The sequence below is a fragment of the Halalkalicoccus subterraneus genome, from assembly GCF_003697815.1.
Classification (GTDB): Archaea; Halobacteriota; Halobacteria; order Halobacteriales; family Halalkalicoccaceae; genus Halalkalicoccus; species Halalkalicoccus subterraneus.
The window spans coordinates 20,054-33,297 of the sequence record NZ_RDQG01000016.1; the positions used below are offsets into that span (position 1 = coordinate 20,054).

17 protein-coding genes are annotated in these 13,244 nt (G+C 54.5%); 14 read left to right on the forward strand and 3 right to left on the reverse strand.

Annotation, left to right across the window (positions count from 1 at the left end):
* Nucleotides 1-86: 86 nt before the first annotated feature.
* The 9 genes from EAO80_RS04080 to EAO80_RS04120 all read left to right on the forward strand — a co-directional run bounded on the left by EAO80_RS04080 (nucleotide 87) and on the right by EAO80_RS04120 (nucleotide 8,011).
* Nucleotides 87-1,244 carry an ABC transporter substrate-binding protein gene (locus EAO80_RS04080; protein ID WP_245998436.1) on the forward strand — a complete coding sequence of 386 codons (1,158 nt, stop codon included), beginning with the start codon at nucleotides 87-89 and terminating at the stop codon, nucleotides 1,242-1,244.
* 48 nt (nucleotides 1,245-1,292) lie between these two features.
* On the forward strand, nucleotides 1,293-2,162 hold the full coding sequence (locus EAO80_RS04085) for a branched-chain amino acid ABC transporter permease (RefSeq protein WP_122088664.1): 870 nt from the start codon (nucleotides 1,293-1,295) through the stop codon (nucleotides 2,160-2,162).
* A gap of 2 nt (nucleotides 2,163-2,164) precedes the next feature.
* On the forward strand, nucleotides 2,165-3,268 hold the full coding sequence (locus EAO80_RS04090) for a branched-chain amino acid ABC transporter permease (protein WP_122088665.1): 1,104 nt from the start codon (nucleotides 2,165-2,167) through the stop codon (nucleotides 3,266-3,268).
* Nucleotides 3,265-4,062 (forward strand): ABC transporter ATP-binding protein, encoded by a 798-nt coding sequence (locus tag EAO80_RS04095; protein ID WP_122088666.1) that lies wholly within the window; start codon nucleotides 3,265-3,267, stop codon nucleotides 4,060-4,062. The genes EAO80_RS04090 and EAO80_RS04095 overlap by 4 nt, the downstream gene beginning before the upstream one ends.
* 1 nt (nucleotide 4,063) lies before the next feature.
* The gene (locus tag EAO80_RS04100; protein ID WP_122088667.1) at nucleotides 4,064-4,831 is read left to right on the forward strand and encodes an ABC transporter ATP-binding protein; all 768 of its coding nucleotides are present in this window, start codon (nucleotides 4,064-4,066) and stop codon (nucleotides 4,829-4,831) included.
* A 31-nt stretch (nucleotides 4,832-4,862) separates the two neighbouring features.
* Nucleotides 4,863-5,672 carry an enoyl-CoA hydratase/isomerase family protein gene (locus tag EAO80_RS04105; protein ID WP_122088668.1) on the forward strand — a complete coding sequence of 270 codons (810 nt, stop codon included), beginning with the start codon at nucleotides 4,863-4,865 and terminating at the stop codon, nucleotides 5,670-5,672.
* A gap of 24 nt (nucleotides 5,673-5,696) precedes the next feature.
* Nucleotides 5,697-6,476, forward strand: coding sequence for an enoyl-CoA hydratase/isomerase family protein (locus tag EAO80_RS04110; protein ID WP_122088669.1), 780 nt, complete (start codon nucleotides 5,697-5,699; stop codon nucleotides 6,474-6,476).
* Between the two features lie 86 nt (nucleotides 6,477-6,562).
* The gene (locus EAO80_RS04115) at nucleotides 6,563-7,402 is read left to right on the forward strand and encodes an acyl-CoA thioesterase (RefSeq protein WP_162993874.1); all 840 of its coding nucleotides are present in this window, start codon (nucleotides 6,563-6,565) and stop codon (nucleotides 7,400-7,402) included.
* Between the two features lie 273 nt (nucleotides 7,403-7,675).
* Complete coding sequence (locus EAO80_RS04120; protein WP_162993875.1) at nucleotides 7,676-8,011, forward strand: amidase family protein; 336 nt, start codon at nucleotides 7,676-7,678, stop codon at nucleotides 8,009-8,011.
* An 81-nt stretch (nucleotides 8,012-8,092) separates the two neighbouring features.
* Here the strand turns inward: EAO80_RS04120 and EAO80_RS04125 are convergent, their stop codons facing one another.
* Nucleotides 8,093-8,770 carry a trimeric intracellular cation channel family protein gene (locus EAO80_RS04125; RefSeq protein WP_245998437.1) on the reverse strand — a complete coding sequence of 226 codons (678 nt, stop codon included), beginning with the start codon at nucleotides 8,768-8,770 and terminating at the stop codon, nucleotides 8,093-8,095.
* 73 nt (nucleotides 8,771-8,843) lie between these two features.
* On the opposite strand from EAO80_RS04125, the gene EAO80_RS19475 reads away from it, so the two are divergent.
* Both EAO80_RS19475 and EAO80_RS04135 read left to right on the forward strand, forming a co-directional pair.
* Nucleotides 8,844-9,002 (forward strand): M20 family metallo-hydrolase, encoded by a 159-nt coding sequence (locus tag EAO80_RS19475; protein WP_162993872.1) that lies wholly within the window; start codon nucleotides 8,844-8,846, stop codon nucleotides 9,000-9,002.
* A 174-nt stretch (nucleotides 9,003-9,176) separates the two neighbouring features.
* A complete protein-coding gene (locus tag EAO80_RS04135) occupies nucleotides 9,177-9,560 on the forward strand; it encodes a MaoC/PaaZ C-terminal domain-containing protein (protein WP_211330632.1) in 384 nt (127 codons plus the stop codon).
* 387 nt (nucleotides 9,561-9,947) lie between these two features.
* Here the strand turns inward: EAO80_RS04135 and EAO80_RS04140 are convergent, their stop codons facing one another.
* Both EAO80_RS04140 and EAO80_RS04145 read right to left on the reverse strand, forming a co-directional pair.
* The gene (locus EAO80_RS04140; protein ID WP_122088674.1) at nucleotides 9,948-10,775 is read right to left on the reverse strand and encodes an enoyl-CoA hydratase/isomerase family protein; all 828 of its coding nucleotides are present in this window, start codon (nucleotides 10,773-10,775) and stop codon (nucleotides 9,948-9,950) included.
* Nucleotides 10,772-11,659 (reverse strand): 3-hydroxyacyl-CoA dehydrogenase family protein, encoded by an 888-nt coding sequence (locus tag EAO80_RS04145; protein WP_122088675.1) that lies wholly within the window; start codon nucleotides 11,657-11,659, stop codon nucleotides 10,772-10,774. The genes EAO80_RS04140 and EAO80_RS04145 overlap by 4 nt, the downstream gene beginning before the upstream one ends.
* Nucleotides 11,660-11,906: 247 nt before the next feature.
* Here EAO80_RS04145 and EAO80_RS04150 point away from each other — a divergent pair, with 247 nt between their 5' ends.
* From EAO80_RS04150 to EAO80_RS04155, 3 genes are all read left to right on the forward strand, one after another.
* On the forward strand, nucleotides 11,907-12,359 hold the full coding sequence (locus tag EAO80_RS04150) for a MaoC family dehydratase (RefSeq protein ID WP_122088676.1): 453 nt from the start codon (nucleotides 11,907-11,909) through the stop codon (nucleotides 12,357-12,359).
* A 164-nt stretch (nucleotides 12,360-12,523) separates the two neighbouring features.
* Entirely contained in the window at nucleotides 12,524-12,760 is a 237-nt protein-coding gene (locus tag EAO80_RS19480; RefSeq protein ID WP_162993876.1) for a hypothetical protein, read from the forward strand.
* Between the two features lie 194 nt (nucleotides 12,761-12,954).
* On the forward strand, nucleotides 12,955-13,170 hold the full coding sequence (locus EAO80_RS04155; protein ID WP_281272993.1) for a MaoC/PaaZ C-terminal domain-containing protein: 216 nt from the start codon (nucleotides 12,955-12,957) through the stop codon (nucleotides 13,168-13,170).
* Nucleotides 13,171-13,244 lie beyond the last annotated feature (74 nt).

Genomic DNA, 13,244 nt, shown 5'->3' on the forward strand with positions numbered 1-13,244 from the left:
GTATGTCTCATAGAGGCGTGGATGTAATTACCACACAACGGCAGGGATCCACAACAAGTTCATCAGGCATCTCGCGGCGACAGTACTTGCAAACGAGCGCGCTACTCGGGACGACGGCGGGGATCGCTGGCTGTCTCGGGGAAGGAGATGACACCCTCACTGTCGGGTATGTGCTCCCGTTCACCGGCGTCTACTCGCTACTTGGCGACAGTATTGTAAACGGGTTCGAGATGTACGTCGATGAACAGGGTGGGGAAATCGACGGGCAAGAGGTCGAGTTCGTGAGCAGAGACACAGAGGCGGACACCGACACCGGTGTGTCGGTTGCCCGCGAACTACTCGTCGAAGCTGGCGCCGATGTTCTGGTCGGTCCGGTCTCGAGTGCCGTTGCAATCGCAATGATGCAGACAGTCGAAAATGAGTCAAGCGCAATCTGGCTTAACGCAAACGCAGGCGATTACCGCGTTGTCCAGGATGGCTGCCTGCCGTATCATTTCCGTACATCATTCAATGATTGGCAGACGAGCGCACCGCTCGCACCGTGGGTCTACGAGAACGTCGCTGATAATATCGTTCTCACCTACGCCGACTACGCGTTCGGTCAGAACTCGCGTGACTTCTTCGCCGAGGCATTCGAGGAGGCTGGCGGCGAGGTCGTTGATGAGGTGACAGTCCCGCTTGGTACCGACGACTTTTCGCCATATATGGGAGATATCGAGGGAAGTGGAGCAGACGCAGTGTACTCGTTTTTCGCCGGTAGCGACGCAGTAAACTACATTACACAGTTCCACGAGTTCGGTCTTGACGAGGAGATGGTTCAGACAGGTAGTGGATTCTTATTAGACGAAGATTCGCTTCCAGCTCAGGGTAACGCCGCAGTCGGGAAGTACTCTCTGCTCCACTACGCATCGAATCATGAACGAACACAGGAATTCGTCGAGAGCTATCGTGAAGAGCACGATGAGACACCGAACGTCTACGCCTGTCAAGGGTATGACTCCGCACAGGCGTTCGAGCTGGCCGTCACTGAGGGTGGAACGGATCCCGACGCGATGGTGGAGGCGCTTCGTGGTGCAGAAATCGATAGCCCTCGGGGTGACTTCAGTTTCCATCCGGAGACGAATGACCCAGTTCAGGACATGTATGTTCGCGAGGTAGTTGAGGGAGAGGACGGACCTGAAAACGAGATCGTCGAAACACTCGAAACAGTCGAACCACCCACGTGGGGTTGCAGCCTAGATTGAAACGATGACACGATGCTTATTCGGCAATAGATTGGTCTGGAGGCGCGTATGCTAGAGTCGCTCCTCCGAGCGACTCTTCTGGGCCTCCAACTTGGAGTGACGCTCGCGCTCATCGCCGCCGGACTTACACTGATCTTCGGAATGATGGATGTGATCAATTTCGCTCACGGAGCGCTATATATGCTCGGCGCGTACATCGGTCTGGTAATCGCAGATCTCCTCGGAAGCTTTTGGCTCGCGCTCTTGCTCGCCCCATTAGTCGTTGGGGTGATTGGAGCCGGTATTGAGATTTTCTCGCTACGCCCTCTGTACGGCCGCAATCCACTATATCACATCCTACTCACGTTCGGGCTTGCGATCATGGCCCAAGGAATTATCGTCGAAATATGGGGCGCACGCTCTCGGCGGATACCAGCTCCCGAGTTGCTCTCCGGGTCAGTGTCAGTTGGCCCCGTTACCTATCCAGTCTACTGGCTATTCGTACTCGCATTCAGTACTATCTTGATCGGGACGATCTGGATCGCCATTGAGCGCAGCGATCTCGGGATTCTCATGCGGGCGAGCGCCCATGATACCGAAATGGTCGATGCGCTCGGTGTCGACGTTAAAAAGGTGTTTACTGCTGTGTTCGTCTTTGGGGCAGCGCTCGCAGCTATCGCTGGCGTGCTACTCGGTGCGTCGCGGTCGGTTCATCCAGGAATGGGCTTCGGTGTTATCATTGAGGCGTTTGTTATCGTCGTTATCGGCGGACTCGGCAGTTTCAAGGGCGCGATCTACGCGGCGCTGTTGATTGGGCTCGTTATTGCATATGGCGCCCTAATCGCACCGGCACTGACCGACCTGTTCATCTTTACGCTGATGGCGGCAGTTCTAATCATTAAACCAAGCGGCCTGTTCGGCGCAACGGAGGCGGCCTGATCATGAAGGCGATTACCGAGTATGCACACAACCTGAAGGAGGCGGTCGGACTCAGCGAAGTAACAGCTCCGGCCGGTGAGCAGGTTCTGTCCTCACAGGGTCGTATTGCAGCCCTAATCGTTGCTGGTGTCCTGGCTGCGTTCGCCCCGGTCGCACAGGCGTTCGAACCGTTCTGGTTGAATCTCTTGACGCGAATGCTCGTCTTCGCGTTACTTGCATTGAGTTTGGATTTCGTCTTCGGGTACGCTGGCCTCCTCTCGTTCGGGCATGCGGCAATGTTCGGTGCTGGCGGCTATACGGCCGCCCTCGTGGTACGAGAAATGACGACGAATGCGCTGATTGTCCTACCGATATCGATGCTGGTGGGGATCCTCGTCGCGGCATTCATTGGCTGGTTCAGCGTCCGTGCAAAAGGAATCTACTTCGCCATGCTGACGCTGGCGTTCGCTCAGATGTTCTACGTGATCATATTTACCGATCTTCCGGCAGCAGCACTAGGTGTCGAAACGATCACTGGCGGCGACGACGGCCTCTTTGGTATCCCGCTATACGACATCTTTGGAATCGATTTTGGCTCGCGACTATTGTATTTCTACCTGACACTTGTATTCGTACTCTTATCGTTCGCCATCCTCGTCCGGGTGGCGAACTCACCATTTGGCCGTACAATGCAGGGGATCCGCGAGAACGAGGAACGTATGCAATTCATTGGCTACAATGTCCAGCGCTACAAATTGCTTGCCTTCGCGATCAGTGGTGGATTTGCCGGGCTTGCTGGGGGACTATATGTTCCGTTCCAAAGTGTTGCCCAGCCTGGATTACTCCACTGGACGATCAGTGGCGAACTCGTCGTGATGCTATTGCTCGGCGGGATGGGAACTCTTTGGGGCCCAATGCTCGGCGGTGCGCTCGTGATCTACCTCGAGGAACGGCTCGCTGGCTTCGCCACCTGGGAGATTATCCTAGGAAGCGTGTTTGTCGTTGTTGTGATTTTCGCACCACGAGGGCTTGCCGGCACGCTAATTTCCATCAGAAACGACCCACGTAATGCAATCACCAATGCAAAGGGAGCGCTTCGAAATTATATAGAAAAGGTGAAAGGATGACACAAAGCCACACTACAAACACTATCGAATCGACACGAGAGGACGGAGAGCCAATACTCTCGACTGAGAATTTGACTAAGAAATTTGGGACACTCACGGCAGTTGACGGAGTCTCACTCGAGATACCAGCCAATCGAATTACCTCAATAATTGGTCCGAATGGCGCGGGCAAAACTACGCTATTCAACCTCTTTACGGGTAAGTACGAACCGACTGACGGTCAAATAACGCTTCGCGGCGACCGGATCGACGGTGAGGAACCTCACCGTCTCGTTGAACGCGGGCTAGTCCGCTCGTTCCAGATAACTAATTTTTTCGCAGACCTTACCGCCCGCGAGAATATTCGACTGGCGACTCAAGCTCCACACACCGGATTTCGGCCACGTGATTTTCTCGCCCACCATCGCGGCCTTGAGGCGGCAACTGAGTCTGCCGAGCAAATTCTCGAGCGCGTTCATTTGTCCCACGTGGCTGACGAGACGGCGTCAAACCTCTCGTACGGCCAGCGTCGCCACTTGGAGATCGGAATTTCACTCGCGGCTGATCCTGACCTCTTTCTAATGGACGAGCCAACGGCTGGAATGAGCCCGGAGGAGACCCGGGAGACCGTCGAATTGATCGAAGAGATCGCATCAGATATCACGCTGATACTCATTGAACATGATATGCATATTGTTATGGGGATCTCAGATCATATTGCAGTCATGAACGAAGGAATGGTACTTGCACGCGGCACTCCCGATCAGATCCGAAACGACGAACGGGTCCAGAAAGCCTATTTGGGGGGTGAGTAAGATGAGCGAACGCACCGAGATCGGCGGCCAAGGCGAAACGCAACCACGTACAAGTGGCAGTCAACGGTTGATCATCGATTCAATCGATACTTACTACGGGGACAGCCACGTACTGTTCGACGTCTCGCTTTCCGTCGGTGATGGGGAAATCGTCGCACTCGTCGGTCGGAACGGAGCCGGTAAGACGACGACACTGCGAAGCATCATGGGGCTGACGCCGGCCCAATCGGGCCGAATCGAGAAGGACGGAGAGCCGATCGATGGATTAGATCCCCACCAAATACGGAAGCGTGGAATTTCGTGGATTCCCGAGGAACGGCGCGTTTTCGGCGGGCTAACCGTTGAGGAGAACCTCCGATTGGCGGCCCACAGCGCCGACACCGACCAGCGAGAGAGTATCGAAGAGGTCTATAAGCGCTTCACCCGACTTGACGAGCGTCGGACCCAGAAGGCCGGAACGATGAGCGGCGGCGAACAACAGATGCTCGCAATCGCACGGGCGCTATTGGGGCCGGAGACCGACCTCCTGTTGCTTGACGAACCCAGTGAGGGACTTGCCCCACAGATCGTTGAAGATGTCGAAGCGATTATTCGTGAACTCAATGAGGAGGGCGTGACAATTCTACTCGTAGAACAGAATGCCGAGATGGCACTCGGGCTCGCGGACAGAGCGTACGTACTTGAGACTGGAAAGGTAGTTCACGAATCATCGGCTGATGAACTGCTCGCGGATCGCGCGGCTATGGAGCAATATCTGGGGGTGCAGTAATGGTCCGAACGGATCTTGAGAGGGAGAACAGATGACGTGTATTGAGTACGTTCACGACGAAGTCCGTATCGAGTACGTTGAGGATAGAACTGTCGCTCGGCTGGTGATGGAGCCAGGAGAAAGTCCGTTGAATACATTTGACCCACGGAAGGTCGAATCGATGGCGGCCGCCATCAGAGATCTCGATCCGGTCGGGTGTCTCGTGCTCTATGGGGAATCAGGCTTTTCCGCCGGGGCCGACCTCGGTGCTATCAAGGGCACGCCACAAGAGATGCGCCCTGCCACGATCGATACAATCGCGGCAGCGTCAAACCGCTTTATCCGTGCGGTTCGAGACTTTCCTGCGCCCGTAATCGCGGCCGTTTCGAGGGTCGCTGCCGGTGGGGGGCTTGGATTTGTTCTCGCCTCTGACCTTGTTCTAATGCACGAGGATGCCATTCTCAACACCGGATATGCACGTGTCGGACTAACACCCGACAACGCCACGCCCTTCTTCCTTGTTAACACCGTCGGCCCCTACAAAGCCAGAGAACTACTGTTCGAACCGGAATCAATCACTGCTACCGAGGCGGTTGATCTCGGCCTCGCGAACGATGAGTACGTGGTTCCCGAATCGGAGTTTCTCAACGCAGTCACAGATCGAGCGGCGACGCTCGCCGCTGGCCCGACGGAAGTGTACGCGAAAACAAAAGTCTTGGTCGATACAACGTTCGAGGGCTCACTCGATCAGCATCTCGAGCAGGAACGGGCTGCGATCAAGGAAATAAGCGGATCGGATACATTCGATGAGGGATTATCGGCGTTTCTCGAGAAACGATCACCCGAGTGGGATGAACTATAACCCCTGGGAGACGATAGCCGAGACATGCAATTCGACACGCTCGATTTAACGGTCGAGGAAAATGGGATTGCGACGCTTCAGCTCACGAACGATCCAGTTAACGCGATTAGCCAGCGGATGCGCCACGAACTGGCCAAGGCGCTCGAGACACTACGCGAGGACCGCATCCGCGTCGTAATCGTTACAGGCACCGAGGACGTGTTCTCGGTCGGCGCGGACGTTTCCCTTTTTGAGGAAGCACAAGAGTGGACGAGCGCAGAGTTTCGAACGAACTCGCGGGTGCTTGGTCGTGTCTTTGACGGGCTCGAAGGGATGGAAAAACCGGTCCTTGCGGCTATCAACGGAACCTGCGTTGGCGGTGGCCTCGAACTCGCATTAGCATGTGACGTCCGTCTCGCCGCTCCCGACGCGACGCTCGGTTTCCCGGAGCACAACATCGGGTTAATCCCCGGTCTTGGGGGCTGTTCGCGGTTTGTCCACCTTGTGGGCCCTGGGCAAGCCAAGGATATGATCTTCAGCAAGGAGCTGGTCGATGGCGAGCGCGCGGATGTGATCGGATTGGTTGAGCGCGTTGAGGATGACCCCGAGGCGGCCGCTCGGGCGTATGCCGAATCGTTGCTCGACCGACCCCCACAGGCGCTGGGGCTCACAAAGCGGGTCGTCAACGCGGCACGCGATACGGACACCCGGTCGGCCGGCCTGCTCGAATCTCTCGCACAGAGCACTCTGTTGGAAACTGATGACCACCGCGAAGGGATCACGGCCTTCCGCGAGAAGCGCGACCCCGAGTTTACCGGGGAGTAGCAAGCCGTTGGTCGACGCCGTTTCGAGTCGCTCCGTCGTTTGCCGGTTCCTGTAGACTAGTAGTAATCGGCGATAGAAGGTGATCCGTGCAAACGATTACCTCCCATCGAGTGCAGTTCGGCGAGCTCGCGGGACCCTTGATACACGGCGCAACGGTCTTCGACTGGCAATTGATTGCTACCCAACGGGTGGCCGCGGCCGTCGAGTACTCCTTCGGCGAGATCCTTGACGATGGCGGGATTCCCTTTGCGCCGGTCGTTGTGAGTACCACTATCGAACGATACCCCACTATTGGGGACGAAGTCGACGTTGAGGTCATTCCTCTGAACGTCGGAACCTCTAGCGTTGAGTTGCTCTACGAGATGACCGACCGCAAGAGCGACCCCCTCGTGAGCGCGCGAATGACCCACGTAACGATCGGACCGGACGGCAACGCCCTCCCGCTTCCCGATCGGGTACACTCGGCGTTCACTGACCGACTCGTCAACCGGAGCCCCGCGGTCGGCCCAAACAAGGCGGCCGACAGTCGGGATCTCCCGACGTTCGAGTCTTCCGTCCCGATCCGGAGCCCGCACATCGAGGGGGCAGAGCTGGCGTACTTCGAAGAGTACCCCCGATTTGCCGGGATCGCTTTGGAGGAGTTTCTTCGCGAGCAGGGAACGAGCCTCGGGGAATTGAGCGGCGAGAAACAGCCGTTCCGACTGCGTGACTGGCGCTGGGAACATAAGGCACCGGTCCCTTTCGAATCGACCCTGCGTGTCGAGTGTGACGTGGTTGGTATCGATCGCGAGACAGTCCGTATCAAGCACACCCTACTCGCGGATGGTCGGGTCGGTATCGAAGGAATCACCGAGTACGGCTGTTTCGACCGTTCCGGGGCGGCCGTATTGTTCGACGACCGGATGCTCGCTCCCTTTGAGTCTTGATTCCGACGGATCACCGACCCTGCCACGCGGACTCGAAATTCTCGAAGAACGCATTCGAGACACTCGATGCACCGGTAGAAGAAGTCGAGATTGGAATCGAACAGACATCCAATGACCTTTGGCATGCCTTTATCGACCACTGGAGGGTCACGATGGTCAGTATCAACAAAAGTGTGAAAACAGAACACGAAATTGATATGTACGATAACCACCAAGACGAATTACTCAACTCAGTGACCAAGAAAATAGAGGAAGGACAGGAGGTAGCTGTTCTTGAGTCGGTCCGCACAAGGTACGATAACGTCGTTCTTCGACACGATTCAGAACCTCTTCGAGGAATATGATCTATTGGTGACACCGACGCTGTCAATAAAACCCTCAAGTACGGAATATATATCTGATCCACCCGAAATAGATGGTGAAGAGACCCGCGAAGCATTAGGATGGTTCCTCACGTGGCCGTTCAATCTGACAGCAATTCCAAGCGCGTCTATCCCGGCCAGGTTTACAGATGACGATCTTCCTATCGGACTTCAGATCGTCGGACCTCGCTACAAGGACGAGCGGATTTTCGCCGCGAGTGTTGGCTTTGAGAGAGTCCGCCCGTAGGCTGATGGATATCCGCCGAGATAGGCGAAAACTCTGCGTACGGTAGTTCCGCGAATTGTGGATTATCGTGGCGACTCAACGCTATCGGCTCCGTTCGTTCCGGGGCCACGTTAGAACCTCCCCGACTCTCTGTGCGGTCGGCAGCTCCCAACCGTAGGTGACCGCTGCCAATCGGGTTCCGACCGTGACCACGGCACACAGCGCGGCGGCGACGCTTTCGGCGCCACCGAGTGCCGTGACGGTCCAGAAAACCCCTCCACCCAACACGGCACAGCTCGCGTAGAAGTCGGTGAGGAGAATGAAGGGCGGCCGATCCAAGAGGATGTCCGCACACGCGCCTCCACCGACTGCGTTGATCGTCGCGATGACGACAATCCCGAAGCCCGGCAGTCCCGTATCTGCCGCGACGATTGACCCGGCCGTGGCGAACGCGGCGAGGCCAATGGCGTCCGAGATGACCGTCACAGGGTGATCGTCCGGCGACTCGAGTGCAGCACTCAACCCGACCGCGAGGGACACGCCGAACAGTCCGAGCGCAATCTCGCCGAGCGAACTCAACACCAGCGGTACCCGGTTTACGAGGACGTCACGGGTCGCGCCGCCCGCGAAGGCCGTCGCGAGTCCGACAACGACGACGCCCAACAGATCGAACCGCTCACGTATCGCCTTTACAGCACCTACGAGTGCGAACGCGATCAGCCCGATCGCGTTCATAATCGCGAACGGATCCGTGAGGATACCCTGGATGACTACTTGCATCACTACTCCCGGCCTCGAGATCCGAGTGCTTGAACGCCCCGATTCGAATCCGCATTAGGACGCGACCTACCTGATGCGAACCGTCAGTCAGAATGGTGGCACCGCTACCTACCTCGGTATCGGTGCAAGCAACCCAAGCGGTCACCATACGCCGCGGTTCGACATCGACGAGGCTGCTCTCACGATCGGTGTCTCGATCCTCTCGACGTCGGTCTTAGAGTTGCTCGCGTGAGTGGCAATCGGTGGGTACCACCCGTTTTGCTGCTTGGATACAAACATGGTCTTCGAACGTGCCAATTCGTAGCACGACGATTATATTGTCTATGAGTGGGTTCGAATCGGAGCGTAGTGTACAAAATTATGAAAAATTAAAAACTACTTTGAGAGACGTCGGGCTAGCTTTCGTATGCGTCGATCAGACGATCTCGTCCGGTTCGAGGGAATCGAACCCGGAACCACGATTGACTGCGGTTCAACGATTGTTTCCGAATTAGAGATCGTCGAGTTCGCCGAGCGGTACGATCTGCTTGAGATCCACATGGACCCGTCGGCTGCAGCCGAGAGCCACTTCGGCGGCATCATTGCGAGCGGCTATCACACACTTTGTCTCTTGGTTAGATTCCTCGTTGAGGGTATCAGAACAGAGCGCGCAGTCGTCGGCGGTCTAGGGATTGACGACGTGCGTTGGCATCAGCCGGCCGAGCCAGGCGATACGATCTCCGTGAAAAATGAAATTCTCGATACCCGTCTCTTGAAAGTGACCCGAGCGTGGGGATCGTCCACGAGGTGATCACCGTGACGAACCAGCGGGAGGAGACTGTGCTCACCTACGAGAATTACGAACTCGTTACGCGGTAGAAACGTTATCTTTTTGTTCGAAGGATGACACTGGGGGGACGCTTACGAACAGTTCGGTCTACAATGTAAATTTGCTTGGGATCGTAGTTCTCGGTATTTTTATATCTATGTCGTTGAACTGTCTTTTTCTCTAAGCCGTACTTCAATATCGAGTGATCTGAGTCAACTTGCTGTTCGGAACGCTTCCAATTTGTTGGTCAACGCTCCGGAGACACTGATCACGAGCATGTAGAGTTTGTGAACGATCGCGTTTGGTCAAGACAACGATTCTACTTCCCATGGCATCTATTTATGCCGTTAGCAATAGCACAGTGAGTTCTTATTTTCCCTGCCAGTTCGGATCGCGGTCTTCGAAGAACGCGTCGATCCCTTCGTTCTTGTCCTCGGTCGCGAACAGTTGCGAGAACAGTTCGGCCTCGTACTCGATACCCGATGACAGATCCATCTCTACACTTGCCTGGATGGCTGTTTTCGCGAACTCTAGGGCGACCGGGCTCTTCTCAGCCATTGACTTTGCCAGCCCGTAAACGCGCTCGTCGAGGCTTTCCTCATTATGGACCTCGTCGACGAGGCCGATCTCCGCTGCCTCCTGTGCGTCGATGAGTTCGCCAGAGAGAATTAGCCGCATTGCTTGTCCTTCGCCGACAAGTCGGGGCAGACGCTGGGTACCGCCGCCGCCAGGGATGATGCCAAGATTGATTTCTGGCTGGCCAAGCTTTGCCTGTTCGTGGGCAATTCGGATGTCACAGGCCTGCGCGAGTTCGCACCCACCGCCGAGCGCGTGACCGTTAATATGGGCGATTACCGGCTTTGGGAAGTCTGCGATCGTCTCGTAAATCCTCGGTCGCTTACTCACCTCGCGCTGTTCGAGCGTGCCGCGTTCGCGAAGTTCGGTCACGTCAGCCCCGGCGACAAACGCCTTCCCTTCGTCGTCGCCGGTCAGAACGACTACCCGGCAACAGTCGTCGTCGGCGATCGCCGCAAGGACGTCGCTCAGCTCCGAGCGCAACCGTGCGTCGAGCGCGTTTCTGGCCTCCGGGCGCGAGAGCGTGACGGTCACAACGCCCTCAATTCGGTCGCTGACAGCCACCGAGACGGTTTCGCATTCGTCACCAACGGCCTCAGGATTCGTATCGCCGTTGTTCATCGACCCCCCTCCAAGTCGCCGCTGACACCAACGCGTTCGCCGTTCTCCCAGAGGTAAAAACCCTCACCGGTCTTCTTGCCGAGCTTCCCAGCGCGGACTTTCTGGCGCAACAACTGTGGCGGCCGAAATCGCTCGCCTAATTCCTCTTGAAGATATTCAAGGATATCAAGTCGGATGTCAAGCCCAACAACATCCGTGAGCTCGATCGGTCCCATTGGATGATTGTAACCGAGTTCCATTGCCCGATCGATGGCTTGAGGACTGGCGACACCTGTCTCTAGCATCCGAACCGCTTCCACGCCGAGGGAGACACCGAGTCGAGATGAAGCAAACCCGGCTGAATCCCGAACAGTGACGGGCTCCTTTCCGATGTCCTTGATGAACTCTTCGGCAAACGCAATCGTTTCGTCGTCCGTTTGCTCGGCGACGACAATTTCGACAAGACCCATGATGTGCACTGGATTGAAAAAGTGAAGGCCAATAGCCCGTTCAGATCGATCGAGGGCACTCGCAATTTCGGTCACCGATAGTGAGGAGGTATTCGACGCGATGATCGTGTCTTCTGGGGCCGCGTTCTCGACCTCTTGGAAAGTGTCGTGTTTGACCTCAAGAATCTCTGGAACCGCTTCAATGACGAGATCCGCGTCCACGACGGCGTTTGACAGTGATGTCGTTGTCGTGATTTGATCGAGCGTCGCCGCTTTCTGCTTCTTACTAACTTTCCCGCGTTCGATACCGCCCTGGAGATTCGATGCGATTGCATTGACTCCTTCTTCGAGGATTCCTTCTTCGAGGTCCCGGATCGTGACTTCATTGTTAGCCATTGCCGCTGCCTGTGCGATCCCATGGCCCATGGTACCGGCTCCTAATACTGCGATTCGCATAATGGTCCATATATTCAGCAGCCACTTAAATCAGGTATGTTCGGGTAGACAATATCTTGCTAAAATGCTTATTAGGAATTTTGTCGGGCTTCTTAGAATCAGCAAGCACTTATCAAGATAATAATGAAAATTATGTCTGTAGAGTACAGTTATTCGGTGTTCAGTAGTATTATACATATTATTAAAAATAGTATATTATAAATAAAATTAATATACTTTATGCCAATGGAGGTTGAACGCCTGCTTGATGACAAATATTTACTTCGAAGATACAACGGCTGGGACAGTCCGAGATCTCGGAAACTACACTATTCCGGAAGACGAGATGATGGCATTCTCCGAGCGGTACGATCCTCAACCAATACATATCGACAAAGACGCAGCAACAGAGTCTGTATTTGGGGCAGTGATCGCTAGCGGTTGGTACACTGCGAGCGTCTGCATGCGCTTATTTGTCGATGAGTTCCTTGCTGAAACCGCGAGCATCGGTTCACCTGGGTTAGACGAACTTTCTTGGTTAACACCCGTGTATGCTAATGACACTCTGACCGTAGAGAACGAAATTCTCGAAACGCGACCGTCGAAAAGTCGTGATGACCGAGGCTACGTCCGAAATCAAACCCGCGCGTATAACCAAGAAGGCGATAAGGTGCTTACTTGGATTGGAACGAACATCATACTTTGCTGCCATGCTGATTGATTACTGCCCCATCATTCGATTTTAATAGAATAATTATTACTTTATTAGTTCTCTATTCGACAAAAATATGGTGGTCGATACCAACTATAGTAATAATTAAGATTGGTGAAATAGCATTTGTAGAGACGAGACACATGAACTCATATACCAAGGAGCAGTTTGTGATGATACTCATAGAAAATTTTGAGTGCAATCGCAAAGAAGCAGAATCAGTCGTAGAAATGGCACTTGAAATGGAAGATGATGGAATTTGGCAAGAATTTTTTAGTGAAAGCTTATCACCTCAGTTACTCAAGCAAATAATCAATGACTTTCCTTCTTATGGAACTCTTAGTTATCGCTGGAACTGGTGTGCCGGTTTACAGGGGAGTTTTGAATATTTAGAGGGATATCGAATATAGTGATACTATCAAGACCTTCGAATCTCAGAACAATTCAAGCATCATACGCTCCTTTGTTAGATGTCTATTCTGTCTGTAGGGACAAATATTTAGTAGAAATTGACTGATTTAATTTAACAATCCGATTCAATGCGGTTCAGTGACTATCTTCGAAGGCGAGACGTTGAGCTTACCAAGCAATGTAATCTGCTTCAATCCATACCTATCCAATGGCAGCACTTAAGTGGCAATTTAGTGGCCTCATCGCCGGCGGCTATCGCACACTCGGTCTCTCGGTTAGACTCCTCGTTGGAGGTATCAGAACGAAGCGTGCTGTCGTTGGCGGGCTCGGAACCGACAAGGTGACTTACTACCGGTCGATTAAGCCGGGCGATGCATTCACGGTCCGAGCAGAAATTCTTGATACATGACTATCAGAAAGCAACCCAAATCACGAATTATCCGTGAGAGGATCATCATGAGTAACCAGCCCGACGAGACGACG